This is a genomic window from Hyphomonas beringensis (assembly GCF_000682755.1).
Classification (GTDB): domain Bacteria; phylum Pseudomonadota; class Alphaproteobacteria; order Caulobacterales; family Hyphomonadaceae; genus Hyphomonas; species Hyphomonas beringensis.
In genome coordinates, this window is sequence record NZ_AWFF01000001.1 from 76,523 (window position 1) to 101,342 (window position 24,820).

20 protein-coding genes are annotated in these 24,820 nt (G+C 59.1%); 12 read left to right on the plus strand and 8 right to left on the minus strand.

Features of this window, described 5'->3' with window-relative positions; genetic code table 11:
• Positions 1–147 precede the first annotated feature (147 nt).
• Both HY29_RS19545 and HY29_RS18135 read left to right on the plus strand, forming a co-directional pair.
• Positions 148–2,388 (plus strand): TSCPD domain-containing protein, encoded by a 2,241-nt coding sequence (locus HY29_RS19545; RefSeq protein WP_034789680.1) that lies wholly within the window; start codon positions 148–150, stop codon positions 2,386–2,388.
• 181 nt (positions 2,389–2,569) lie between these two features.
• A complete protein-coding gene (locus HY29_RS18135; RefSeq protein ID WP_051600963.1) occupies positions 2,570–3,313 on the plus strand; it encodes a pentapeptide repeat-containing protein in 744 nt (247 codons plus the stop codon).
• A 60-nt stretch (positions 3,314–3,373) separates the two neighbouring features.
• Here HY29_RS18135 and aspS read toward each other — a convergent pair whose 3' ends face one another.
• Complete coding sequence (aspS, locus tag HY29_RS00385) at positions 3,374–5,206, minus strand: aspartate--tRNA ligase (RefSeq protein ID WP_034789682.1); 1,833 nt, start codon at positions 5,204–5,206, stop codon at positions 3,374–3,376.
• Positions 5,207–5,303: 97 nt separating this feature from the next.
• On the opposite strand from aspS, the gene rnd reads away from it, so the two are divergent.
• A complete protein-coding gene (gene rnd, locus HY29_RS00390) occupies positions 5,304–6,470 on the plus strand; it encodes a ribonuclease D (protein WP_034789685.1) in 1,167 nt (388 codons plus the stop codon).
• A 9-nt stretch (positions 6,471–6,479) separates the two neighbouring features.
• On the opposite strand, the gene HY29_RS00395 is transcribed toward rnd, so the two are convergent.
• From HY29_RS00395 to HY29_RS00410, 4 genes are read right to left on the minus strand one after another with little or no spacing between them, the layout of a single operon-like run.
• On the minus strand, positions 6,480–7,958 hold the full coding sequence (locus tag HY29_RS00395) for a Ppx/GppA family phosphatase (protein WP_051600964.1): 1,479 nt from the start codon (positions 7,956–7,958) through the stop codon (positions 6,480–6,482).
• The gene (locus HY29_RS00400; protein ID WP_081811150.1) at positions 7,958–10,132 is read right to left on the minus strand and encodes an RNA degradosome polyphosphate kinase; all 2,175 of its coding nucleotides are present in this window, start codon (positions 10,130–10,132) and stop codon (positions 7,958–7,960) included. The genes HY29_RS00395 and HY29_RS00400 overlap by 1 nt, the downstream gene beginning before the upstream one ends.
• Before the next feature lie 25 nt (positions 10,133–10,157).
• Positions 10,158–10,883 (minus strand): P-loop NTPase family protein, encoded by a 726-nt coding sequence (locus HY29_RS00405; RefSeq protein ID WP_034789688.1) that lies wholly within the window; start codon positions 10,881–10,883, stop codon positions 10,158–10,160.
• Positions 10,880–11,902, minus strand: coding sequence for a hypothetical protein (locus HY29_RS00410; protein WP_034789697.1), 1,023 nt, complete (start codon positions 11,900–11,902; stop codon positions 10,880–10,882). The genes HY29_RS00405 and HY29_RS00410 overlap by 4 nt, the downstream gene beginning before the upstream one ends.
• 106 nt (positions 11,903–12,008) lie before the next feature.
• Between HY29_RS00410 and purM the strand changes: the two genes are divergently transcribed.
• The 4 genes from purM to HY29_RS00430 all read left to right on the plus strand — a co-directional run bounded on the left by purM (position 12,009) and on the right by HY29_RS00430 (position 16,243).
• The gene (purM, locus tag HY29_RS00415) at positions 12,009–13,034 is read left to right on the plus strand and encodes a phosphoribosylformylglycinamidine cyclo-ligase (protein WP_034790493.1); all 1,026 of its coding nucleotides are present in this window, start codon (positions 12,009–12,011) and stop codon (positions 13,032–13,034) included.
• Positions 13,031–13,621, plus strand: a complete 591-nt coding sequence (gene purN, locus HY29_RS00420; RefSeq protein WP_034789698.1) for a phosphoribosylglycinamide formyltransferase — start codon at positions 13,031–13,033, stop codon at positions 13,619–13,621. The genes purM and purN overlap by 4 nt, the downstream gene beginning before the upstream one ends.
• A 119-nt stretch (positions 13,622–13,740) precedes the next feature.
• Entirely contained in the window at positions 13,741–14,118 is a 378-nt protein-coding gene (locus HY29_RS00425) for a hypothetical protein (protein WP_034789700.1), read from the plus strand.
• Between the two features lie 169 nt (positions 14,119–14,287).
• The gene (locus tag HY29_RS00430) at positions 14,288–16,243 is read left to right on the plus strand and encodes a hypothetical protein (RefSeq protein WP_034789703.1); all 1,956 of its coding nucleotides are present in this window, start codon (positions 14,288–14,290) and stop codon (positions 16,241–16,243) included.
• A 68-nt stretch (positions 16,244–16,311) separates the two neighbouring features.
• Here the strand turns inward: HY29_RS00430 and ndk are convergent, their stop codons facing one another.
• Positions 16,312–16,734 (minus strand): nucleoside-diphosphate kinase, encoded by a 423-nt coding sequence (gene ndk, locus HY29_RS00435; RefSeq protein ID WP_034789706.1) that lies wholly within the window; start codon positions 16,732–16,734, stop codon positions 16,312–16,314.
• A gap of 144 nt (positions 16,735–16,878) precedes the next feature.
• Between ndk and HY29_RS00440 the strand changes: the two genes are divergently transcribed.
• Positions 16,879–17,211, plus strand: coding sequence for a zinc ribbon domain-containing protein YjdM (locus HY29_RS00440; protein WP_034789709.1), 333 nt, complete (start codon positions 16,879–16,881; stop codon positions 17,209–17,211).
• A 4-nt stretch (positions 17,212–17,215) separates the two neighbouring features.
• On the opposite strand, the gene HY29_RS00445 is transcribed toward HY29_RS00440, so the two are convergent.
• Positions 17,216–17,689 (minus strand): DNA polymerase III subunit chi, encoded by a 474-nt coding sequence (locus tag HY29_RS00445; protein ID WP_034789712.1) that lies wholly within the window; start codon positions 17,687–17,689, stop codon positions 17,216–17,218.
• A 5-nt stretch (positions 17,690–17,694) separates the two neighbouring features.
• Positions 17,695–19,161: a leucyl aminopeptidase gene (locus HY29_RS00450; protein ID WP_034789714.1), complete on the minus strand. Its 1,467-nt coding sequence runs from the start codon at positions 19,159–19,161 to the stop codon at positions 17,695–17,697.
• A gap of 116 nt (positions 19,162–19,277) precedes the next feature.
• Here HY29_RS00450 and HY29_RS00455 point away from each other — a divergent pair, with 116 nt between their 5' ends.
• The 4 genes from HY29_RS00455 to HY29_RS00470 all read left to right on the plus strand — a co-directional run bounded on the left by HY29_RS00455 (position 19,278) and on the right by HY29_RS00470 (position 24,766).
• Positions 19,278–20,420 carry an LptF/LptG family permease gene (locus tag HY29_RS00455; RefSeq protein WP_051600965.1) on the plus strand — a complete coding sequence of 381 codons (1,143 nt, stop codon included), beginning with the start codon at positions 19,278–19,280 and terminating at the stop codon, positions 20,418–20,420.
• Complete coding sequence (gene lptG, locus HY29_RS00460; protein WP_034789717.1) at positions 20,420–21,541, plus strand: LPS export ABC transporter permease LptG; 1,122 nt, start codon at positions 20,420–20,422, stop codon at positions 21,539–21,541. Before HY29_RS00455 ends, lptG begins: the two co-directional genes overlap by 1 nt.
• A gap of 67 nt (positions 21,542–21,608) precedes the next feature.
• Positions 21,609–24,209 (plus strand): type I DNA topoisomerase, encoded by a 2,601-nt coding sequence (topA, locus tag HY29_RS00465; protein WP_034789719.1) that lies wholly within the window; start codon positions 21,609–21,611, stop codon positions 24,207–24,209.
• A gap of 62 nt (positions 24,210–24,271) precedes the next feature.
• Positions 24,272–24,766 carry a hypothetical protein gene (locus HY29_RS00470; protein WP_155838153.1) on the plus strand — a complete coding sequence of 165 codons (495 nt, stop codon included), beginning with the start codon at positions 24,272–24,274 and terminating at the stop codon, positions 24,764–24,766.
• The last annotated feature ends 54 nt before the right edge of the window (positions 24,767–24,820 follow it).

The following is a 24,820-nucleotide window of genomic DNA, read 5'->3' on the forward strand; positions in this document are numbered from 1 at the left end:
GCAGTTAATCCATAGAGCAGCCGCAGGCAATGCGACGCACAAAACTCATTTCACATTGGCGATTTTGAGGCAGCTCAGCTTGATACAATGTCTGCGAAGGGTCACCCTGTTTGGAATGATTCGCCATTATTTCGCAGGGAGGCGGGAATGACCAAGGCCGAGCTGAACTCCATACTACAGGCTGCGGAGATGGATGGCTTGCTGTCAGGCCCGCTTGATCTCGTTGATATCTGGCGCGCGGCAGGCCGCCACCGCAGGCCGGCAACGCCCGAATCGCTGCGCAATGTAACGTCCGCCTATGCATCCGCCAGCCTGCTGGAGGCCACTCAGATCGCCACAGCGGAAATGCTGGAGCGCCTTGGCAACGCCCCGCGTAATGCCGAACTGGCCGAAGCCGTCGCTTCTGGCCTGCCACAGGACATCCTTGAAGAGGCTCTGCGCCAGCCTGATGGCATCCTGCGCACGGCAGATGCCTTGCGCATCGCTGCCGTGAACACGCCTCCCCCGCCACCTGCCGTCTTTGCCGCGGACAGTGTTGAAGAGGATATCGAGTCGGAGCTGCTCGAAGCGCTGAAGGAAGGCGCCGAAATCATTCTGGCGCAAACGGACCTTCCGGCCTCGCGCACGTCTTGCCGACTGCTGGATGTCTCACTGGCCGTCAGCCCTGAGGGCTTGGAGGCAGACCTTCTGACTTCCGTGACAGATGCTGCCTCAAAGAGCCTGGGCGATGGCCTGCTACTGATTCACGGTCTCGGCGCCGCCGTCATGTCTCTCGGCCTGGCCTATGACAGCGATGAAGGCCGCGAGATGGCCGCTGCGATCTGTGCACTCATCAAAGCCGTGGCGACCGGCGCTTCCCTCTCAGCCACCCATGCAACAAGTCTGGGTATTGAGGCGCGGCGGGCCAGCAGCAAGAAGGCCTGCCAGGTAAAAATTCTACCGATCAGCGACCTGCCGGACATTATGCCTGATTGCGATAGCGATGCGAGTGGACCGGTCACGACCGTCCTCGCCTTTTCCGACGATGGCCCCACTCTGACACGCAGCGCGCGTCTCGCCATTGCCAGAAAAGCCCCTGAATCCCTCCCGATCATTTTGCAACGCATGGCCAATGGAGGCGCAGATGATCTTGAAAGCGCACTTGGTGCCGACAGGCTAAAAGATCGGGGCTTTTCTGAAGCGGCTCTGGACCGCGTCAAACGCGCCTTGAGCGAAGGCTTGCCGCTGAATGCCGCGTTCTCCCGCTGGGTACTCGGCGATGAGATCATCAGCCAGGATCTGAAGCTGCAGCCCGAGAATTTTGATTCGGATGGCTGCGGGTTGCTCTCCGCCATGGGCTTTTCCCGCAAGGATATTGCCGCTGCTGAGGCGGCTGTAGGCGGAGCCACAGAGAACATTGCCGCAGAAGCGATCGCAAGCTGCGGACTGGATACTACCGTTTCGCCCGAGGCCGAGATCGCATTTGCCAAAGCCTGCGCCGAGGCACTGGGCGATGATGTCATGGTTCGAATCACGGGGCGCGCCGGCCTGGACATGGCCGATGCTGCGCTGGATGCGGGGCTCTCCACCCTGCTCATCGGGATTCGTGCGCCTGCGGGCGATGAGGTGGCCGAGCGCATGGAACACATCCTCAGTCTGGCAGAAGAACTGGCCTCCGAAGCGGAGGCGCCTGTCATGGCTTCCGGGTCCATGGCGACAAGTCAGAGCGGGTCTCGCACGCGACTCCCGGACCGGCGCAAGGGCTACATCCAGAAGGCCTCCGTCGGCGGTCACAAAGTGTATCTTCACACGGGTGAGTTCGAAGACGGCTCCTTGGGCGAGATCTTCCTGGATATGCACAAGGAAGGCGCCGCTTTCCGCAGCCTGATGAACAATTTCGCCATCGCGACCTCCATTGGCCTGCAATATGGCGTGCCGCTGGAAGAATATGTGGATGCCTTTGTGTTCACCCGATTCGAACCTGCCGGTGCGGTGACGGGCAATGACCGCATCACCAAGGCCACCTCGATTCTTGACTATATCTTCCGCGAATTGGCCGTGTCCTATCTCGGCCGGGATGATCTGGCAGAAGTGGACGTGACCCATGATGGCCTGGGGCGAGGCGAAGGCGATGCCACCCGCCAGCCTGCCGCCTTTACCGAGGAAGCCGCCCAGATCATTTCCCGCGGCTTCTCACGGGGCCAATTGCCAGACAATATCGTAATTCTGGACAAGAAACGCGAAGAAAAGCTGACCGAGGAAGAGGCTGAAGCTGAGCAGCAGGACATGCCTGAATACCTAACAGAGGCCTGCCCGGCCTGTGGCAGCTTCACGTTGTTCCAGATCAGCGAGGATGGCGATGTAGAATGCGATACGTGCGGCGAAGAAGGTCGCCAAACGCTCGATTAGAGACACTCATTACTGTTCCGTAACAGAGTATCCGCGCGTTTCTACTGTCGCAGTCTCAGATGGTCAGTGGAGTTTACGCCGCGTTAGACCCCATGGCGTAATTGCAACACTTGCTCCTGTTTTATCAGTTCTTACTGTTTGTTCAGTTTGGAGTGACAAAACAACGCGATATGCCAATTGCATGACCCGTACAGGTTTCGCCCTCGTCTCCATGCTGGCTGTCGCCATGAGCGCGCCAGAGGCCTCAGCGCAAGGCCAGGCTGTCGCTTGGTCGCCTGGCTATGCCGGTGCCTGTGGGCAGTGCGACCTGTCAGGCCGCAACCTGACAGGCTGGGATCTTACGGGCGGCAATTACTCAGGCGCGAATTTCGAATACTCCTTCATGCGCAGTATTGAAGCCGGAAATGCCAATTTCGAGCAGGCAAAGGTGACAGGCGCAGACATGCGCGGTGCCATCCTGACATCGGCAAAGCTGTCCGGAGCGATTCTTTCGGATGCCCGCCTGCAGGGGGTTCGCGCAACCGGCGCAGAATTCCGCAACGCCACGATGCAGGGCATCAGCCTGCAGGGCGCCCTTCTGGTCGGCGCAAACTTCGCCTCATCGGATATGACCAGAGCGCGGCTGGATTCAGCAGACCTTTCCGGGGCCAATATGACTGGCAGCTGGCTGAATGACGGCATCCTGACCGGGGCCATATTCAATGGCGCCAACATGACCGGCGTAAGCCTGAACAATGCCCGTGTGGACGGCGCATCCTTCAAGGATGTCCGGTTCATCGATGCAGACCTCAGCCATCTGGCTGGTCTGGAAACGGCTGACTTCACAGGCGCATGCGTCTCTCTCAGCACACAGCTGCCTGAGGAGCTAACGCTGCCACTCTGCTCCATGCCTACGCTCAGCCCTGCCCTGATCGCAGCGCAATAAAGCGCACGAAAAAGGGCGGAACTTCCGTCCCGCCCTCTTTCATCATTGCACTGCCTGAAATCAGGATTTCATCTGCGGCGCCATGCGGATGTTCAGCTCTTTCAGCTGACGCTCGTCCACCGGGCTCGGCGCGCCCATCATCAGGTCGCGTGCCTGCTGGTTCATCGGGAACAGCGTCACATCGCGAATGTTCTCCGCATCAGCCAACAGCATGACAATCCTGTCGACGCCCGGCGCAATACCGCCGTGCGGCGGGGCACCATAACGGAACGCGTTCAGCATGCCGCCGAACTCCGTCTCGACAACGTCAGCACCATACCCAGCCAGCTCAAAAGCTTTCAGCATCAGTTCCGGGCTATGGTTCCGGATCGCGCCTGAGGATAGCTCAACACCGTTGCAGACGATGTCATACTGGTAGGCCTTCAGATCCAGCAGCTTTTCTTCTGTATCGGCAGCCAACAGCGCATCCATCCCGCCTTGCGGCATGGAGAACGGGTTGTGGCTGAAGTCGATCTTCTTGTTGTCTTCGTCCCATTCATACATCGGGAAGTCGACAATCCAGCAGAGACGGAAGACACCATCTTCGATCAGCTCCAGTTCTTCGCCAATCTTCGTGCGTGCTGCACCAGCCAGCTTGTAGGCATCGCCTTTCTTGCCGGCTGAGAAGAAGATGCCGTCGCCAGCGCCAAGGCCCAGCTTTTCAAGCAGCGCAGCCAGATGGGCTGGCTCAAAATTCTTCAGGACCGGGTCCTGGCTGTCGACACCGCCGCCGTCGGCTTCCTTCAGGCGAGCATAGCCGAGGCCTGGCGCCTGCATCTCTTTCTTCGCCCATTTATCGAGCTCATCGAAGAATTTGCGGGATTTCTCGGCAGCTGCTTTCGGCGCCGGGATCGCGATCACACGGCCACCGCCACCGATGATCTTCGCAAAGATGCCAAAGCCGGTCTTGCTGTCATCCTCGAAGAAGTCCGACACATCAGCCAGCTCGATCGGATTGCGAAGGTCCGGCTTATCGGAGCCATACTTTGCCATCGCTTCGGCATACGGGATCCGCGGGAATGGACCTTCCGGCACCTTTCGGCCCTTGCTTTCCCAGTCGGCGAACTCATCGAACACGCCGCGCATGACGGGCTCAATCGCACCGAACACGTCTTCCTGCGTGACAAAGCTCATCTCGATATCGAGCTGATAGAACTCGCCCGGAGACCGGTCTGCGCGCGCGTCTTCGTCACGGAAGCAAGGCGCAATCTGGAAGTACCTGTCAAAGCCGGACACCATTAGCAGCTGCTTGAACTGCTGCGGCGCCTGCGGAAGCGCGTAGAACTCACCAGGGTGAATACGGCTCGGCACCAGAAAGTCGCGTGCGCCTTCCGGGCTGGAGGCCGTGAGGATCGGTGTCTGATACTCAGTAAAGCCTTGCTCCAGCATCCGGCGACGCAGGCTGGCGATGACCTGGCTGCGCAGGATCATGTTCTTGTGCAGCGTCTCACGGCGCAGATCCAGATAGCGGTGCTTCAGGCGGATGTCTTCCGGATAGTCCGGCTCGCCGAAGACTGGCAGGGGCAGCTCGGACGCTTCGGACTGGACGGTGACTTCGCCCGCAACCACTTCAATCTCGCCTGTGGCGAGGTTCGGGTTCACGAGGCTTTCATCGCGGGCGACGACCTTGCCTTCCAGCGTGATGACGCTTTCTGCGCGCAGGCGCTCAACCGTTCCAAAGCCGGGAGACCCCGGATTGAAGACGACCTGAGTCAGCCCGTAATGGTCACGCAGGTCGATAAACATCACCCCGCCATGGTCGCGACGGCGGTGCAACCAGCCAGACAGTTTAACGGTTTCCCCGACATGGGACTTGCGAAGCTCCCCGCAGGTGTGGGTGCGATAGGCGTGCATCGGATGCTCTCTCCGGAAATTCGGTCCAATAATTTTAAGGCGCGAAAGGCATTCAAGCTCTCGCAATTGTCAAGGCGATGCGATACGCAAGCGCGCGATGACTGACAACACCCTGACTCCCATTACTGAGCAATCCGCGCTGGAAGACCTGTGCGGAAAGCTCGCTGAATCCGACTTTATCTGTGTCGACACCGAATTTCACCGGGAAACAACATATTGGCCGGAACTCTGTCTTGTTCAGGCCTCTGCCCCCGGCGTTGAAGGCCTGATCGACCCACTGGCCGAGGATCTGGACATCGGGCCCTTCCTGGACCTGATCGCCGCAGACAACCGGATCAAGGTTTTCCATGCCGCACGGCAGGACATCGAGATCTTCAATCGCCTGATCGGCCACCCTCCGGGCCCGATCTTCGACACTCAGATCGCCGCAATGGCGCTCGGCCTTGGTGATTCGATCTCCTACGACAATCTGGTTCAGCGCGTTCTGAAGCGTCAGATCGACAAATCCAGCCAGTTTACGGACTGGACGCGCCGTCCGCTGAGCCAGAAACAGCTGATCTACGCGCTCGGGGATGTCACGCATTTGCGCGATGCCTACCTCAAAATGCGCGATGAACTGGAAGAAACCGGCCGCATGGGCTGGGTACGTGAAGAAATGGCGGATCTCGAAGATCCCGCAAAATACGACACTGACCCTAACAATGCCTGGCAACGTCTGAAGCTGCGCAAGCCGAAGAAAGACTATGCCGCCATCGTCGTGGCCGTCGCCGCATGGCGCGAATCCTTGGCGCAGGAGCTGGACAAGCCCCGCCGCCGCATTCTGAAGGATGATGCGATCCAGGAAATCGCCAGCCAGAAGCCGCGTAGCGAAGCTGATTTCAACCAGCTGAGAGCCGTGCCGAACGGATTCATCCGCTCAAAGCATGGTCAGGGCCTGATCGAAGCGGTTGTCGATGCCATTGAAAATCCGGACGCCTACGCCCCGGAAATGGAGAAGCGCCCGCAGAATGCCCAGATCCCCGCAGGTGCGCCGGAACTTCTGAAAGTGCTGCTGAAGCATGTGTCGGACGAAAACAATGTCGTGCCGCGCCTGATCGCGAACGCTGCAGATATCGACCGTATCGCACGCGGCGAAACCGGCAGCGACATCGCCGCGATGCAGGGCTGGCGCTATGACATGTTTGGTCAGAAGGCCCAGGCGCTGCTGAATGGCAAGCTGGCCGTCTCTTTCGAAGGCGGTCAGGTTCGCCTGTTTGACGTCTAGGCAAACGCGCTAATCAATTGATGTGTCCGGCTTCAGGTTCAGCTGGCTGGCCGTCTGCGACAGCCGTCGGCGAACTGTATCCGACACCATGGCCTCGTCTGCCTTGCCAACGCGCAGTTGCAGCGTATCCCCGCGCCTTACCAGATTGGCACGTCGCAGGATCGGTCCGGACCGCCCTGAAAACACAGCGCCCAGCCGCATTGCACTACCGATCTGGCGTGCCCGCTCATCCTGTTCCGGCGTCGTCAGGCCTTCATATTCGGCAGGGCGTTTGAAATCCTTCTCGTACCGGCAGCCAATGGCGTAGGCGATCAAGGCCCGTTCGCTGTGGGAAAGCCCTGCATAGGGTGCCCGCAAAGCCTGATCATAAGCCATGATGGACCGGTGATCGGGGTGAAAGCGCCCTGCACTGTCGGCCATCATACAGGCGGCCTGCTCAATGCGCTTGTCCGCAGCGGGTGAGCCGAACAGGTCCGGTTCTGGAGCAAGCGCCGGTGCGATGAAATCATGCAAAGCCTGACCGAACTGGATCTGGTTATGGTCCAGGCGGGCGAAAGCGATCACGCCATCCATCAGCGGATCGGCTGTCGGCGTCCCGGTCAGGTCACGCAGCACCCCTTCCCTCAGACCGCTGGACGATATGCTGACACCTTCCAGCGCACTCATTGCCAGGATTTCCTGCAAGAGCATCGCGGCAATCGGGAGATGCTTCGCCCGTCTCTTGTCGATTGCTTCGAGCATGGACCGAGATGCCGCATTGGTCATGCTGTCGAGACACACCTTGGTGACACGAGACGCCTGGCTCTCGGTCATCTGATAGCCCTGCAGCACCTGCAGCGAGTAATTTTCCAGCTGCATGTTCAGCTTAGCCAGGGTTCGCCACGCGCCGCCCACCGCGTAGAATCGGCCGCTGGCGCTGGACAGGACGCGGGATTTCTTCAACTCTGCACGGATGGTCTTGCGCAGGGTCTTTGGATCGAAGTCTCCTTCCGCCAGGGATAACGGGCCCAGCATCAGGCTTTCTCCCCGTGCAGAGCGGCCACCGACACGTTTGAACTCAAGGCTGGAGCCACCAAGGTCACCAATAATGCCCTCGGGCTTGTAGAAGCTCGCCTCCACACCCAGCGCAGACAGGCGCGCCTCATCTTCCCCGGAGAGCGTGAGGATTTTACGCCCCAGAACACGCGAAGCCGTCTTGATAAAATCAGGCCCGTCCTCTGCGGACCGCACAGCAGCCGTCGCCACAGCCGTAAAGTTCCGCAGACCCAGCGCCTTCAGAATGGCCCGGTAGCGGCCCAGCGCCCGGATCGCTGCCTCTCTGCCCTCGACAGAGAGATGCCCCGTGCGCATCAGCCCCTGGCCGAGACCCGCCATGACCTTTTCATTGAAGGTCGGCAAGATGGAGGCCCCAAGCACATCATAAATCACCAGACGGACAGAGTTTGATCCGATGTCGATGATCCCGGCACGTTCCGATTTCGGAAACATCAGCTAATGACACCCTTCTTGGGTTGCAGTCGCGGCGGCAAGCTCACTTCCAGTGCGCTGCCCCGACCGGAGAGGCTGGGATTGTCCATGAAATAGGTATGCGCCGAGAAAGGCTTCGAACTGCCCGATGTCTCAACACGCGAATAATCGCCATCCTCATTCATGATCCAGCTTTGCTGTTCGTCATTCAGATTGGCCACCATGATCTGGTTCATCACCTGGCGATGCACAGTCGGGTTCTCGATCGGCACCAGCGCCTCGACACGGCGGTTGAGATTGCGCGGCATCCAGTCAGCGGAAGAGATGAAGACTTTTGCATTCGGAGACGGCAGCGACTCTCCGTTGGCAAAGCACACGACTCGCGAATGCTCCAGGAAGCGGCCCACAATACTCTTCACAGAGATGTTCTCTGACATACCGGGCACACCAGGACGCAGGCAGCAAATGCCGCGCACGACGAGAATGATCGGTACCCCGGACTGGCTGGCCTTGTAGAGGGCATCAATAACTTCCCCATCGACCAGCGAATTCATCTTAGCCCAGATGCCGCTTGGCTTGCCCTTTTTGGCATGCGCCGCTTCGGCCTCGATCATGCTAATCAGCTTTTCCTTGAGGTTCAGCGGAGACATGGACAGCTTTTCAAGCACAGGTCCGACTTCCGGCGGATCGCGATAGGCTGTTACAAAGTTGAACAGCCGGTTCGCATCACGCCCCAGCGCCGGGTCTGCCGTGAACAGGGAAAGGTCTGTATAGATACGCGCATTGATCGGGTGATAATTGCCGGTGCCGTAATGGGTATAGCTGCGCAGCTCCTGCCCCTCGCGGCGCACAACCAAAGAGACTTTGGCATGCGTCTTGTACTCAATAAATCCGTACACGACTTGAACGCCTGCGCGTTCCAGGTCTCGTGCCAGACGCAAGTTTGCCTCTTCATCGAAGCGCGCCTTGATCTCGACCAGGGCGGTGACGTTCTTGCCTGCCTCTGCGGCCTCGATCAGAGCCGCCACAATCGGGGAATTGTTCGTTGTGCGATACAGGGTCTGCTTGATCGCAACGACCTGCGGGTCGGCCGCAGCCTGGCGAACAAACTGCACCACGACATCAAATGTCTCGAACGGGTGATGGACCAGAATGTCCTTCGCCCGGATCGCTGCAAAGCAATCACCGCCCATTTCCCGGATACGCTCCGGATAGCGCGGTTCATAGGACGGGAATTGCAAATCCGGCCGGTCGTCCACGATCAGCTCTGACAGCTGCGCCATGCCGAGGATACCATCATACAGAACGATATCTTCCTGCTCGGCGCCAATCTCTCGCGTAATCAATTCACGCAAATCCGTTGGCGCACTGGACTGCATCCGGATGCGGACAATACGTCCGCGCCGACGCTGTTTCAGCAGAACCTCGAATTCCCGGATCAGGTCTTCGGCCTCTTCCTCGATCTCGATGTCGCTGTCGCGGATTACGCGGAACAGACAGCGGTCCTTCTCTTCAAATCCGGGGAAAAGCTCTTCCAGGAACATGCCGATCACATCTTCCAGGGCAATAAAACGCAGCGTGCTTTTCGTACCATTGGGCAGACGGATGAAACGGCGCACAAAGGCTGGCAGCGGAATGATGCCAACATGCTGCTCGCCGCCCCGCTTTGAGACCAGATTGATGGCGACCGAAAAGCCGAGATTGGGAATGAACGGAAACGGATGGGCCGGGTCCACCGCCAGAGGGGTCAGTACCGGGAAGATATTCTTGCGGAAATAGGTGTCGAGTTCGGCCTTGTCCTTGCGGGTTAGCTCGCTGACAGCCAGAACGTCGATGCCCTCCGCATGCATTTCTTCCTTCAGGTTTTTCCAGCACGCCTGCTGGTCCGCGATCAGTTGCAGGGAAGCCTGCTCAATCCGCGTTACCTGTTGAGCCGGCGTCAGCCCATCCTGGCTGGCCTTGACCACGCCTGCCCGCACCTGCTCCCGAAGGCCCGCATAGCGCACCATCTCGAACTCATCGAGATTGCTCGCCGAGATAGACAGGAAGCGCAGACGCTCCAGCAGCGGATGATCCGGATTGGCGGCCTCATCAAGGACACGGCGGTTGAATTCCAGCCAGGACAGTTCCCGGTTGATGAATCGCTGCGGCGAGTGCATCTGCTGTTTCAGGCTTTGTGTTGCCCCATCCGGCATCAGGCGCGCTCCGTGTGTGTATCCACTACAATAGTGACCTCTGATCCGGGTCCGACCAGCCAAGCTCTTCAAGAACTTCCCGCGCCAACGGCACAGATGGGGCTCGTCCGGTCAATGTGACCCGCTCACTCAGTCTTTCCGCAAAGGTTTCGATTGCCTCATAGGAAAGATCCAGTCTTGGCACCAGATATTTAACAACCTCCGGATCGAGTTTGAGAAAATGCTTCTTTGCTGCCATTTCCAGGCGCGCTTTCAGCATGGGTTCGTCCGGATCATCAATCTCGACAACAGGAAGGGCATTGAGGCGGGACTTCAGATCAGCAGAAGATGTATGCCATTGGCCTGGGCTGCGGCGTGACGTCAGCAATGCCCGTCCGGTTCCCGCCGAAATCATGTTGATCAGGGTCAGCAGGCTGTCCATCTTCTTTACCTGGTCGGCGTCGTCGATCACGACATGCGCACCGGCCAGCGTCGACAGCTCCTTTTCGCGCATACGGGAAAACTCGTGCGCGGAATAAAACCGTCCCTCGAATTCCTGACACCATGCACGACCAAGCGCGGTCAGGCCTGACCTTGCAGGTCCCTTCACGCACACAACCGGAAACGGCCAGTTCTCAGGCCCGCTCAGGATGGAAACGGCCGTCTCGTTCGCAGCCGTCACCAGCAGGGAGTCCAGTGTGGGCTGCTTCTCCGGAAATCCGAGGCTCAGCTGGCTTGGCGTAGAGGCCTTATGCGCGCCAGTCTTGCTCACTGTCCCCCCAATGATGCCGAAACGGCCGAGCGCAATACCCAGCCATGGTCATCCTGGGACAGGGAAACGCCGCGCTGCAGCAGATCATTCTGCAGCCGTGGCGGGTCTCCCGCATAGGAGAAGTTCACCAGCGCGCCATCCCGGGCGATGGCATCGATCTTGAGATCAGAGATGAAGGGAGACCGCGCAAGCGCGCCGCGCAGCGTGTTCCATTCCGCCAGGGACGTATAGCGCACGCTGGCTTTCGCGGCGGTGCGCTCTCCGCTGCGGATGATGGAGGTGCGCTTCCAGTTCTCGTCCAGCAATTTCAGCATAGCGACCACCGCACCATCCATCGTCTGCGCATAGGGCGTCGTACCGATCGTTTCCGTGCCAGCCGTGGTGACGACGGACACTGTCACGCGCCACGCATTCTCACTGCCGGAGAGTTCCGCCAGGATGCCCCGCCGCGCGCCAAGCGCGGAGGCCTCTGGCGAGAGTTCCATCCAGTTGCTGAATTGCGTGTAGCCACCACCGCTGGATGTCACATAGGGCGAAAGCGTTTCGCTGCGGCCCGTGCCCAGCGTTTCGCGCCACGCATATTCCAGCACATCATTGGACGCCAGCGGCACCAGAAGAGACATGGGTGCCTGCGTATCGACATAGGGCACGCCCAGCGAGTCGAGATGCGCGCGCACCATGCGTGGATTGTAAACGACCGCCAAAGTGCCGCGATAACGCCCGGCGCCGGCTGTTTCTTCCTGCACATCAACGGCGGCCGACAGGCGATTGGCCAGCGCGTAATCGATCGGCACGCCGCCTGCGGCAATGACATCTTCCGGCAGGGTAATGCGCTCAATCAGGATGCGCGCGCCTTTGGTCCGCGCAGCGCCCATGGCCTGCTCACGTGCCTGGATCAGGCTGTCGGCCACTTCATCCACCTCGATATTGGAGACAGTGTAGACATCACGCGTGTCTGCGTGCGCACTGAAACCAGACGCAATCGCGACGAAAAGCGAAGCGAGAAAAATACGAATCATGGTCAACGGCCTCCGTGTAGCATTTCTTTTAGCAAGCCCAGGCTGAAGCTGGAACCGCAAGCGGCACTGGCAGAGACGTTTTCCCCATGCTAACGCGCAGGTCATGATGAGTGATACGCCCAAAACGCCCCTTTCCTACCGCGATGCCGGTGTCGATATTGAGGCAGGAGAAAGGCTGGTTGAGGCCATTGGCCCGCTGGCAAAAGCAACCGCCCGTGCTGGTGTCATGGGAGGTCTCGGCGGCTTCGGCGCGCTGTTTGACCTGAAGGCCTCGGGCTATGAAGACCCGATCCTGGTCTCGGGCACGGATGGCGTCGGCACAAAGCTGATGCTGGCCTTTGAGACGGGCATTCACAACACAGTCGGGATCGACCTGGTCGCCATGTGCGCCAATGATGTGCTGGCACAGGGCGCTGAACCCCTGTTTTTCCTGGATTATTTTGCAACTGGAAAACTTGAGGCGGGCATTGCAGAAGCCGTAATTGCCGGCATCGCCGAAGGCTGCCGCCAGTCTGGCTGCGCACTGGTTGGCGGCGAAACGGCAGAGATGCCAGGCATGTACCCGCCGGGCCATTACGATCTGGCGGGCTTCGTTGTCGGCGCCGTGGACCGCGCCAAGGTTCTGCCCCGCATGGGTGACATGGCCGAAGGCGACGTGCTGATCGGCATCGCCTCATCCGGCCCGCACTCAAACGGTTATTCCCTGATCCGCCGCATTGTGGAGCGTGAAGGCCTGTCTTACGAGGCGTCCTCTCCCTTCTCGAATGAGAGCCTGGGGGAAGCGCTGCTGACGCCCACGCGCCTTTATTCCGATGCTGCCCTGCCACTGATCAAGGGGGACCTTATCAAGGGCCTCGCCCACATCACCGGCGGCGGCATCACCGAGAACACGCCGCGCATGTGCCCGGACCATCTCTCCCCCCGCATTGACCGGTCGGCCTGGACACCCAAACCCGTCTTCGAATGGCTTCAGGAAGCAGGCGGCGTTGAGCTGGACGAGATGCACCGCACCTTCAACATGGGCATCGGCATGATCTTCGCTGCTGCGCCAGACAAGGTGGACTCCGTGATTGCCCAGCTGAAAGAGGCCGGTGAGCAGCCCGTCATCCTCGGGGATCTCGTCAGCGAATGACACGCCTCAATCTGGCTATCCTGATTTCCGGGCGCGGCTCCAACATGAAGGCGCTGCTGGAAGCGGCGCGCGATCCCGCCTATCCGGCAAGGCCAGTCATGGTCCTCTCCAACCGCCCGGATGCGGGCGGGCTTGAAACTGCTACAGCCGAAGGCGTCGCAACGGCCGTCGTTGACCACAAGGATTTCGGCAAGGACCGCGAGGCTTTTGAGCGCGCTATGGACGCCAAGCTTGAAGCCGCCGGCACGGAGATTATCGCGCTGGCCGGATTCATGCGCGTGCTGACTCCCTGGTTTGTGGAGAAATGGTCGGGCCGCCTGATCAATATCCACCCGTCCCTGCTGCCGAAATACAAGGGCTTGGACACGCATCAGCGCGCCATTGATGCGGGCGATGCGGAGGCTGGCTGCAGCGTGCACTGGGTCACCGCAGGCGTGGATGAAGGCGCGGTCATTCAGCAGGCCCGCGTGCCGATCCAGCCCGGTGACACAGCCGATGCCCTTGCCGCGCGCATCCTGCCCGAAGAGCACAGCCTCTATCCCGCAGCCCTGGCCAAGGCCTGCGCAGAGATCAAGGCGCGCGCTTAGCCCTTCCAATAGACCCGGTCCTCATCCCCCTCCGTTAAAGGCGGAGGTGGCCTGCAGAGAAGACGGGGAAATCGCACTCCAATTCGTCGCATAGAGCGCCCCTGTAGGCTCTCGTCACGATGCCTGCTGTCTCGCTCTTCTCTCCCATGCCGGGTCTCCCCTGGTATCTGCTGCCCATCTGGCCGCTGATCTATCTGCGCATCCTGCGTCTGAAGGCATGGTTCCGGCAGAATGGCGGCCCCGGCTCACAGATGCTCTGGGGCGTGATGAAGAATGGCCGCGTCATCGTGCTCAGCCTGTCGGATGACCTATCCGTGCCACGTCCGTGCTCTTTTCGTGCGCCTGTGTCTGGCAGGCTCGGTGCGGCGCTGAGCGGTGAAGATTTCGTTCGACCTCCGCACCTGCGTGCCACGCCCACGCTGGCGTCAGCTGCGCCACATGTCCTGCTCATGCTCAGCGAAAGCGCAAATCACGCCCCCCCACGCCCGGACACCTGACCTCGGATTCAAATCCTGAAACCAACAACCGGAGGGCCCCCACCTGTCCGGACACCTGTGCTGAAAGCATGAAGTTCAGATAAGACAAGAACGCCCCCCTTTAGGGGTATGCCATGAGCGCAAATCCAGACTAGCGTGTGTTTCATTGCGACGCTGGAGAACCGATTAGATGTTCCGACTTGTTATTTCTGCCTTTTTGCTCTTGTTGGTCGCAAGCCCCGCCATGGCTTGGGATAGCTTTCCCGCCACCTTCGGCGGGTATAACTGCATGGGGAAAACGTCCAAGAAGGCGACGACCTGCATCCACCCTTCCAGCCGATACCTGAAATCCGAGGCCGGTCCCGTCGAGGTAAGTTACAAACTGCTGCGGGCGCGTAATGCCAAGGATCTGAAGGCGCTCTTCGCCGCCCAGGGGCTTGATGAAGCAGCCATCGCGGCTGTGGCGGCCCGAAAGGGGCTTTCAGAAAAGGAGCTTGTCTCGAAACTGGTCGTGCGCGGCGTGGTAACGGTGGAAGGACAGCGCGAAATCCTGCCGCCAGTCTACCCCTATGTGTTTCCGATTTCAGACAGGATTTTTCTGGTCAGGCGGTTTGACGACACCTACGGCCTGATAAACCTGAACGAGTCCCCCGCCGCCAAGCCCATCGACATCGCCTTCGACGAGGTGATCGAACTGGACGAGTTCACGCTGAAACCCCTTCGCCTTGTTTTCAAGGGCCGATCCAATCAAGGCTATATGTGTTACACGATGATATCATCGGTCGACGGCAGTGTGACCCGGATAGACAATGTCGTTGGCGGCGCGTCAGACCCATCGCATTCATGGGCAACCATACGTGAAAACGCGCGGAAGGACTTTTGGGTATTCGGTCCGGAATATATCGGATTCAACGTGCGGATCGATCCGCAAACACCGGCGCACACGCCCGAGATAAATGCCGCCGACGCGCTCGTCATCGTGAACACCGATACCGGCTATATCGAGCGCATGGATACGCCCATGCAATGGATCCTTTTGCCGGACGAACACTACGAATGGCATAACGACCACTGGACCGCGATGTACCAGGTTGGCGACGTGAAGGAGGGTCTCGAAATCTCAGGTCGTTCCATGTTGCTGCCCTATGACGAAACAGGCGCACCAATTGAATCTTCCTTCCAGGGCCAACCGCTGATCGGGATGGTGCCGTTCGTGCAGAATGAGAATAATTGGAAAAATGGCCTCATGGCCGGCGAGATATGGGCCCTGGCTTATGCAGATGGCGATGATCTGACATTCCGCATGGTTGAGGCCTACAATTTTGATCTGGCCAATCCAACGCCGCCGTTGAATGAACTGGCGGAAGTCTCCGATATCTGGATGGGTCGTTCTGACGAGGATGACGTCGAAAGCCTTCTCTCCGAGGAAGAGCGCGAGTCCAGTTTTGGCAGGACCGTGTTTGGCAAGCCGTTTCTCGCCGTGAAGGACATCAATCAATCCGCCGACGGCACCGGTGTGGCCTATAGTCTACCGGAATGGTCTGCGTTTGATATTCGCACGAACCCGATCAAGTACAGAAACGTCACGACGATTATGTGGAACTCCGAGAATTCCTTCAGCGCAGCAGGCAAAAGCACAACGCCGCAGGAAGCGGTCAACGCACAGCATGTCAACACGATCAGGCAAGCTATATTCAACGCGCCGGGCGCGGTGGAAGCGCGAGCTGTCGCAGCGCTCGAACGTCAGAACGAGGAATATGTTGCAGAGGCGCACCGGATCATGGCGGGCGCACAAAGCACGACGCGCGACAACGCAACGCTCCGGAAGGCTGCCCTGGTTTCAGGGGGCGACATCGTCTCCTTCTACTTCAACAAAAATCGCAACATGCCGGATGTGATCTTTGCCTCGAATGTCTGCGGGCAATTCGGAAACGACAGCAATGAATGCCTGACGGTGCTGCCATGGCTGAATACTTATTGGGCGGAGAAGGAACGTGATCGGCAGCGGGAACTCGAACGAAACGCAACGCGGGTCGCCAATGCTGAGGAAGAACGCCAACGGGCCATGACACGCGAAAGCTATACCGGCCCCAAGAAGCCGGAAATCCAGTATTGCTGGAGCGAAAACGGCTTCTGGAATTGCTAGACTGAATCAAAAAAGGCCGCACCTTCCGGCGCGGCCCTTAAAAATCTCACCTGCCCGAAGGCAGAACCTTAGCCGACGATCTCGGCTTCGGAGAAGAACTGGGCGATCTCGATCGCAGCGTTCTCTTCAGAGTCCGAACCGTGGACAGAGTTTTCGCCGATGGATTTCGCGAACAGTTTGCGGACCGTGCCGTCAGCGGCTTCTTCCGGGTTCGTTGCGCCCATCACTTCGCGGTGTGCGGCAACGGCGTTTTCGCCTTCCAGAACCTGCACGACAACCGGGCCGGAGGTCATGAATTCAACCAGTTCACCAAAGAACGGACGCTCGCGGTGAACGCCATAGAAGCGCTCGGCCTGCTCTTGCGTCATGCGAATACGGCGCTGGGCGATGATGCGCAGGCCGGCTTTTTCGAAGACGGCATTGATGGCGCCGGTCAGGTTACGCTCGGTGGCGTCAGGCTTGATGATGGAAAAGGTACGCTGCACAGCCATGATGACTTCCTGTTTATGGGGGAAACTGTTTCTCGCGGGCCTATAACCGGGCCCACTCGCCGGGGCAAGCATGGAAGGCGGCTCTTGCGCAGATCGGTTCTGCGGCCTAGGGCGATCCCTGTAACAGTTTCAAGGATTTCGCGGATGAGCACGCTTCCCCCCTGCCCCAAATGTGGCTCCGAGTTCACCTATGAAGACGGCGCGCTGCTGATCTGCCCGGAATGCGCCCATGAATGGAGCGCCACGGAATCGGAAGATACCGGAAGCGGCATCAAGGACTCCAATGGCAACCCGCTCGCCGATGGCGACTCGGTTGTCGTGATCAAGGATCTGAAGGTCAAAGGCAGCTCGCTCGTCGTGAAACGCGGCACCAAGGTGAAAAACATCCGCCTCGTCGACGGCGACCACGACATTGACTGCAAGATTGACGGCATCGGCCAGATGAGCCTCAAGTCCGAGTTCGTGAAGAAGGCGTAGGCAGCTATTTTCCGGCTTCGTTCCAGCCACCACTTGATGTCTGCTGGAAATAGCGCGTCACAAGGCCAGCATCCTTGGCGGCCTTGAATTGCTGGCGGGCGAGACTGCGCGTGTCATGGTCGCCATCATCGAACATGACCATGCAGCGCGTGTAAGGCGCATCAACCGGCGCCGTGGTTCCATCCATCAGGAACAGAGCATTGGCGGTGTTCACATTCTCCACCTTGTCGGCCAGCAGAATGGGCTGGCGCGAAGCATCGAGGCCCGGCGCTTCGGCCTGGCCATGAGGCAGGAAGGTCCGCTCGTCAAAGGTCCATAGGAAGGCGTCGAGCGCAGCCCGGCGCTCAGGATTCGGGCTGACGGCCAGAACCCGCCAGCCCACCTCCAGGCATTTCTGCATGAGCGGCGCCGCAGCCTGCTCCAGCGTAGTGCGGGAGAGATGGTAGAACCACCATTCCGGCTTTGGCGCCTCAGTCATACTAATCAGCTTTCGTAATTGTCAGCGATCCAGCGATCCAGCAGGCGCGGACCGAAGCCGGATGCCCAGCTGACATCGAAGGCCGCTTTCTCGCCCTCAACCCAGGCCACACCGGCAATGTCGATGTGCGCCCATTTCACGCCATCCTTCACAAAGCGCTTCAGGAATTGCGCCGCCGTGATGGAACCCGCCGCACGGCCGCCAATATTGCGCATGTCCGCGAATTTGGACTTCAGAAGCGCGTCATATTCCGGGCCCAGCGGCAGGCGCCAGACGCGCTCGCCTTCGGCCTGGCCAGCCTTGGACAACTCGTCCGCCAGATCGTCGCTGGCGGTGAAAAGGCCGGCATGATGGTGGCCGAGGGAAATCACGATTGCGCCGGTCAGAGTCGCAAGGTCAATCATGGCTTTCGGCTTGAAATGCTCCTGCGCATACCAGAGCACATCGCACAGAACGAGACGGCCTTCGGCGTCAGTGTTCTGCACTTCGATGGTCTGGCCAGACGCGGACTTCAGAATGTCACCCGGGCGGATCGCATTTCCGTCCGGCATATTCTCGACCAGGCCAACCAGGCCGATGACATTGACCTTCGCCTTACGCTCGGCGAGCGCGCGGATCGTGCCGGTCACAGCCGCTGCGCCGCCCATATCACCGCGCATGTCTTCCATGCCTGGCCCAGGCTTCAGGGAGATGCCACCCGTATCGAAGCAGACGCCCTTGCCGATCAGGATCACCGGATCATCGCCTTCCGCGCCGCCCATCCATTTCATGATGCCGAGCTGGCTTTCCTTCGCGCTGCCCTGGCCGACGCCCAGCATGGAGTTCATGCCCAGCTTGGCGAGCTGCTCTTCGCCGAGCACTTCGACTTCAACACCAAGATCGCTCATGTCTTTCAGCCGGCCCGCAAAGGAAGCCGGATAGAGGTCGTTCGGCGGCAGATTTACCAGGGTCCGCGCCAGCATGGTGCCTTCGGCGCCAGCGTTCAGAGGCTCAAACGCTTTTTCAGCGGCGGCAACATCATCAACGATGAAGGTGACGCTTTCCAGAGTCGGCTTCTGATCATCTTTCAGCTTGGTGAAATAGTCATCAAACCGGTAGGCCGCGAGCTTCGCGCCGACTGCCATACGCGCTGCATCTTCAGCGGAAGCGGCATGAATGGCGAGAGATTTAAAGCCGCTGCCGGAGTGGGACTTGTAAAGATTGGCGCCCAGGCCTTCCAGAACACGCGCATCGCGCTTGTCTGTCTTGCCACCACCAATCAGCACAGCCCGGCGGGTGTCACTGCCTTTCGGCATCACGATGAGAGATTGCTGATCTTTCTTGCCGGAAAAGCGACTGCCTTCCATGGCTTCTGCCAGCAGGTCGCCTGAGGCAGTATTCAAATCAGCTGCCGCAGCAGGCAAACCGCCGTCCTCATCAACGATAAAGGCAACGATCTCGGCTTTGGCATTGTCTGCGAATGTGATTTTCATATGCGGATTCTCCATTTGCAGCGGAAACTAAACGTCGACGCGCGCAGCGCAACTCGTTAGCTAGGGAAATATCACCCGTTTCTGAAGGATTCTGCGAAAAGCCTGCCTTACGCCCTATGACCAAAGTCCAGACATATCTGTTTTTCGAAGTCCTGAGGGCTGTGGTCATCATTGTCGGTGGGCTGTCCATGCTTGCCCTTCTCGCGCAGGGCCTCTCGCGGACCGACCTGATTCTGGAGAACCGCCAGTCCGCGGCCACCTACTTCTACATTGTCATGCTGGGCGCACCGCAGATCATTGCCTTGTTGCTGCCGCTCGCTTTGTTCGTGGCCAGCGTCTGGTCCCTCAATCGCATTCACAAGGATAGCGAGATCGTCGTCGCTCAGGCCGCCGGCATGACCCGCTGGCAGGTCGCCTCGCCGCTGATCCGCCTCGCCGTCATCTGCGCAATTGCCCATTTAACCGTCAATCTGTGGGTCCAGCCGCTGGCACAGCGCGCGATGCGGGAAACCGTCGCGACAGCGCGGGCGGACCTGGCTGCCGCCTTGATCCGGCCCGGCCAGTTTACCAATAATGGCGGTCAGCTGACCTTCTATGCTCGTGAACAGGTGGGCGGCGAGCTGAGAGGCGTGCTGATCTCCGACATGACGGACGCAGAACACCCGACAGACATTCTGGCCCGCAGCGCGGCGCTAATCGAAGTGGACGGCAAGCCGACCCTTCTTCTGCGCGATGCGACTAGCCAGCAACTGGACGAGAACGAGCAGCTTTCCATTCTGGAGTTTGACCAGTATTTGTTCGATCTCAGCGAGTTCATGAAGGAGGAATCAGACCTCGTGCTGAAAGCCTCCGACAAATACCTCTACGAACTCTTTTTCGTGGACCGGACCAATTATTTCGAACTGAAAGAAGCCGATGCCTTCCTGGCAGAGGCAAATAGCCGAATGACCACGCCGCTGCTGAATATCGTCATGGTCCTTCTGGCAATCTATGCCGTGCTGGGCGGCGATTTCAGCCGAAAGGGCTACAGCCGCCGGATCGGCTATGCGACAGGCGGCGCCATTGGCATTCTGATTGTGCAGCTTGTCCTACAGTCTCAGGCGGCGAGTGACCCGGCGCTGAATATCCTGCAGTGGCTGGCGCCGTTGTCAGCGATTGGTTTGCTCAGCTACATCTATTTTGGGCGCGGCAGGCATCTGGGCAAAATCGAACGCCCGCATATTGATCTGTTCCGCGGCGCAGGAGGCGCGGCCAGCTGATGCCCCTGTTTTCCCGTATTCAGTTTTACATTCTGAAAGAGTGCCTGACCGGACTTGCCCTTGTGCTGGGCATCCTGCTGCTGGCGATCCTGATGATCGATGTGGTGGAGCAGCTGCGGACGGTCGGCGGCGATGTCTCACTCAGCATTCTCGGCGCGGTGCGCCTGTCCCTGATGAAGCTGCCCCAGATTGTCGAGCAGACGCTGCCCTTTGCCTTGCTGGTTGCGTCCATGATGGCTTTCACGCGCCTGAACCGCCGCTCCGAACTGTCGATCATCCGCGCGAGTGGTATTTCCGCCTGGCGCTTCCTGACCCCGGTCATGGTGCTTGGACTTTTCATGGGCCTGTTCACGATGATGGTGCTGAACCCCTTCGCCGCACGCCTGACGGAATCCTTCGAGATGACCCGCGACCGCCTGCTGAATGAAGGCCGGCCCACGCTTTCGGTCTCCGATACCGGCATCTGGCTGCGCCAGGGTGATGAAACGAACCAGATCGTGATCCATGCCAAGCGCGTGGAAGAAGGCGGCGTGAACCTTCAAGATGTGAAGATGATCCAGGAGGAGCGCCTCTACGCCAATGGGCGCCCGACCAATGATTTCGCCTTTGCCCGCCGCATTGATGCCGACCGGGCGATCCTGCGTGATGGCTTCTGGCAGCTGGAAGGCGTGGTGGAGAACATCCCTAACCAGCCGACAGAGCGCAAAGCCAATCTGGCCATTCCGACAACGCTGGATGCCAGCACGCTGCTCGACAAGTTTGCTTCGCCCAACACGATCGGCTTCTGGGACCTTCCCCATTTCGTGCGCCAGACCCAGGCAGCGGGCCTGGATGCCTCGCGCTACAAAATGCAGCTCAGCGCGCTTCTGGCCCTTCCGGCATTGTTTGTGGCGATGGCCCTGATCGGCGCGGTGGTTTGTCTGCGTCTTCAGCGCATGGGCGGCAATTCCCAGCTGCTGGCCATCGGATCACTTGCAGCTGTGGGACTGTATTTCTTTACCCAATTCTCTTCCAGCCTGGGAGCGACCGGCGCCGCGCCTCCTATAGTGGCTGCTTGGAGTCCGCCGTTATTTGTCTTGTTCTGTACCCTCACCTACATCGCCTACAAAGAAGACGGCTGATCACAGCACGGCCTTGACAGCCCACGTCTCCGCCCCCCATCTCTCGCCGCCTTAAAGAGGTAAGCGCATGAAACTTGTTGTCGTCGAGTCGCCCGCCAAGGCAAAAACCATCAATAAATACCTCGGCAAGGACTATAAGGTCCTGGCGTCGTACGGCCATATCCGCGATCTGCCCTCTAAGAACGGGTCGGTGGACCCGGACAATGATTTCGAAATGATCTGGGAGGCGGATTCCAAATCGTCCAAGCGAATCTCCGAAATCGCCTCCGCGCTGAAGGAAGCCGACACGCTTATTCTCGCGACCGACCCGGATCGCGAAGGAGAGGCCATTTCCTGGCACCTGGTCGAAGCCTTGCGCAAGCGCCGCGCCCTGAAGAAGGACACGCCGGTCGAGCGCGTCGTCTTCAACGCCATCACCAAGAACGCCGTGACCACTGCGATGGAGCACCCTCGCCAGATCGACGCCGAGCTGGTGGACGCCTATCTCGCCCGCCGCGCGCTGGATTATCTGGTCGGCTTCAACCTGTCGCCGGTGCTGTGGCGCAAGCTGCCCGGCAGCCGCTCGGCTGGTCGCGTTCAGTCTGTGGCGCTGCGCATTGTCTGCGATCGCGAGAATGAGATTGAGCTCTTCAAGCCTGAGGAATACTGGAACGTGCTGGCCAGTCTGCGCGCGCCGGACGGGACGGATTTCGAAACCCGCCTCTACAGCCTGGATGGCGAGACGCTGAAGAAATTCACGCTCGGCAACAAGGGCGACGCCGACAAGGCGCTGGAGATCGTGCGCGGCGGTGGCTATTCCGTCAGCTCGGTTGAGGCAAAGCCGGTCAAACGCAACCCGCCGCCGCCCTTCATTACGTCCACGCTTCAGCAGGAGGCCTCCCGCAAGCTGGGCTTCACGGCCAAGCGTACCATGCAGGCTGCCCAGAAGCTCTACGAGGAAGGCCGCATCACCTATATGCGGACCGATGGCGTGAACATGGCCGAGGAAGCCTATGTGGCTGCCCGCTCCATGATCCAGTCGAATTATGGCGCGCGGTATCTTCCGGAAAAGACACGCCGCTATTCTTCAAAGGCGAAGAATGCGCAGGAGGCTCACGAAGCCATCCGCCCGACCAATTTCGACCTGCGCCCGGAAGAGTATCATGGCGATGGAGATCTGAAGAAGCTCTACACGCTGGTCTGGCGCCGTGCAGTCGCCTCGCAAATGGAAACCGCCCGCTTTGAGCGTACAACCATCGACCTGACCTCCAAGGACAAGCGCGCTGTTCTACGCGCGACCGGCCAGGTTCTGGTGTTTGATGGCTATATCAAGCTCTACACAGAAGGCCGCGACGAGGGTGATGACGGCGACGATGCCGAGAACCGCCTGCCGAAAATGCAGGAAGGCCAGCATGCCGATTTGCTGAAGGCCGACGCGACACAGCACTTCACCACGCCGCCGCCGCGCTACACCGAAGCCTCGCTGGTCAAGAAGCTGGAAGAGCTCGGAATCGGCCGCCCGTCGACCTATGCTTCCACGCTGTCGACGCTGGAAGACCGCGGCTATGTGCGCCTGGAAAAGAAACAGCTGATCCCCGAAGACAAGGGCCGCCTCGTGACGGCGTTCCTTGAGAACTTCTTCCAGCGCTATGTGGAGTATGACTTCACTGCCGGCCTGGAAGAGAAGCTGGACATCATCTCTGACGGCAAGCTCGACTGGAAAACCTTCCTGAAGGAGTTCTGGCAGCAATTCATTTCCGATGTCGACCAGACGAAAGACCTGCGCGTTTCTGAAGTGCTGGATGTTCTGAACGAGGAACTCGGCGCCTATGTGTTCCCGCGCCAGGATGCCGATGGCAATCCGGTCGAGAATCCGCGTCAGTGCCCACTCTGCAAAGAGGGTGAGCTGTCGATGAAGCTCGGCCGCTATGGCGCGTTTGTCGGCTGCTCCCGTCACCCGGAGTGCAAATATACGCGGCAATTCTCCGCCACGGGCGAGCAAAGCGCGATCAATCCGGATGGCGAGGAACTGGGCATCCACCCGGAAACGGGCCAGACCGTGTTCCTCAAGACCGGCCGCTTTGGCCCCTATGTCGAGATGGCAACGGACGACAAGCCGAAGCGTGCTTCGCTAACCAAGGCCGAGAAGGAAAACCCGCAGGCCCTGACACTGGACCGCGCCGTAGAGCTGCTCTCCCTGCCCCGCGAAGTCGGCAAGCACCCGGAAGATGGCGAGCCGATCCTGGCGAATTTCGGTCGCTTCGGCCCTTATGTTCAGCACGGCAAGACCTATGCGAACCTGAAAGACCCGAATGATGTCTTCACCATCGGCCTGAACCATGCGGTCACGCTGATCGCAGACAAGAAGGCCAAGGGCGCAGCCCGCGGCGCGGCGACGGCGCTCAAATCCCTGGGCGATCACCCGGATGGTGGTGCAATCGAGGTCTTCGAAGGCCGCTATGGCCCTTATGTGAAGCATGGCAAGACCAACGCCACTCTGCCCAAGGATGTGACGCCGGATACGGTGACGCTGGAACAGGCCATCGAGCTGATCAACGCGAAGGCAGCCAAAGGCGGCAAGAAGAAAGCCCCGGCGAAGAAAGCTGCCGCCAAGAAGCCTGCGGCAAAGAAAAAGGCCCCCGCGAAGAAAAAACCGGCGGCGAAAAAGGACTCAAATCCGGAAGGGTAAGCAAAGCAATCAGCTTGATTCAGTTCGCATACACGGGCAATATCCCTACCTAGGGAGGCCTAATGCGAAAAATATCCCCACTTCTGATTGCGGCCGTTTTCTGTCCTTCATTGGTTAGCTTCGCCGATACTGTAGCTACTTGCTCAGGGGATTCTGCAGGCAGATCCTACTATATGTATGGAGGCATTATTCCAGAGGGCGAATCTGGTTTTGGTGAAGACTCCACCCCTAGTATGAAGGTTTCTCTCACCCTTTCAGATGAAGGAAACTGGGATATTTTATGGGTCGATGCACGAAATGAGATTTACTCAGCTAGAGATTCAGGTGGCAACGTTTCATTTATCGGCATTGGAGCCACTGGCTTCTCAATCGGTGTAGTCTATAACACGGATGTCGGGTTGGTGACTGGTATTTACGCCTTATCACTTCGCCCGGACAACAAATGGGAGTTGAGTATTTCCCAGCAAAAACAATTAAATAGTTTCACAAACACCGGCTTCGAAGTGGTCGCTTGCCAATATGTAGATCTCGACAACATCATCGAGAAAATACGATAAGAGTGTTTGCATCAAGCCGCTTTGCAGTAAAAACCCGCGCAATTTGGCGCGAGT

What these genes read in the sequence shown, in the direction of transcription:
- HY29_RS00395 (WP_051600964.1), bottom strand. Translation starts at nt 7,958, where the DNA reads ATGTTTCCGAAATCGGAACGTGCCGGGATCATCGACATCGGATCAAAC.
- HY29_RS00425 (WP_034789700.1), top strand. Translation starts at nt 13,741, where the DNA reads ATGCCTGCTGTCTCGCTCTTCTCTCCCATGCCGGGTCTCCCCTGGTAT.
- aspS (WP_034789682.1), bottom strand. Translation starts at nt 5,206, where the DNA reads ATGCACGCCTATCGCACCCACACCTGCGGGGAGCTTCGCAAGTCCCAT.
- HY29_RS00445 (WP_034789712.1), bottom strand. Translation starts at nt 17,689, where the DNA reads ATGACTGAGGCGCCAAAGCCGGAATGGTGGTTCTACCATCTCTCCCGC.
- HY29_RS00430 (WP_034789703.1), top strand. Translation starts at nt 14,288, where the DNA reads ATGTTCCGACTTGTTATTTCTGCCTTTTTGCTCTTGTTGGTCGCAAGC.
- purM (WP_034790493.1), top strand. Translation starts at nt 12,009, where the DNA reads ATGAGTGATACGCCCAAAACGCCCCTTTCCTACCGCGATGCCGGTGTC.
- rnd (WP_034789685.1), top strand. Translation starts at nt 5,304, where the DNA reads ATGACTGACAACACCCTGACTCCCATTACTGAGCAATCCGCGCTGGAA.
- ndk (WP_034789706.1), bottom strand. Translation starts at nt 16,734, where the DNA reads ATGGCTGTGCAGCGTACCTTTTCCATCATCAAGCCTGACGCCACCGAG.
- HY29_RS00440 (WP_034789709.1), top strand. Translation starts at nt 16,879, where the DNA reads ATGAGCACGCTTCCCCCCTGCCCCAAATGTGGCTCCGAGTTCACCTAT.
- HY29_RS00400 (WP_081811150.1), bottom strand. Translation starts at nt 10,132, where the DNA reads ATGCCGGATGGGGCAACACAAAGCCTGAAACAGCAGATGCACTCGCCG.
- HY29_RS00410 (WP_034789697.1), bottom strand. Translation starts at nt 11,902, where the DNA reads ATGATTCGTATTTTTCTCGCTTCGCTTTTCGTCGCGATTGCGTCTGGT.
- purN (WP_034789698.1), top strand. Translation starts at nt 13,031, where the DNA reads ATGACACGCCTCAATCTGGCTATCCTGATTTCCGGGCGCGGCTCCAAC.
- lptG (WP_034789717.1), top strand. Translation starts at nt 20,420, where the DNA reads ATGCCCCTGTTTTCCCGTATTCAGTTTTACATTCTGAAAGAGTGCCTG.
- HY29_RS19545 (WP_034789680.1), top strand. Translation starts at nt 148, where the DNA reads ATGACCAAGGCCGAGCTGAACTCCATACTACAGGCTGCGGAGATGGAT.
- HY29_RS00470 (WP_155838153.1), top strand. Translation starts at nt 24,272, where the DNA reads ATGCGAAAAATATCCCCACTTCTGATTGCGGCCGTTTTCTGTCCTTCA.
- topA (WP_034789719.1), top strand. Translation starts at nt 21,609, where the DNA reads ATGAAACTTGTTGTCGTCGAGTCGCCCGCCAAGGCAAAAACCATCAAT.
- HY29_RS00455 (WP_051600965.1), top strand. Translation starts at nt 19,278, where the DNA reads ATGACCAAAGTCCAGACATATCTGTTTTTCGAAGTCCTGAGGGCTGTG.
- HY29_RS00450 (WP_034789714.1), bottom strand. Translation starts at nt 19,161, where the DNA reads ATGAAAATCACATTCGCAGACAATGCCAAAGCCGAGATCGTTGCCTTT.
- HY29_RS18135 (WP_051600963.1), top strand. Translation starts at nt 2,570, where the DNA reads ATGACCCGTACAGGTTTCGCCCTCGTCTCCATGCTGGCTGTCGCCATG.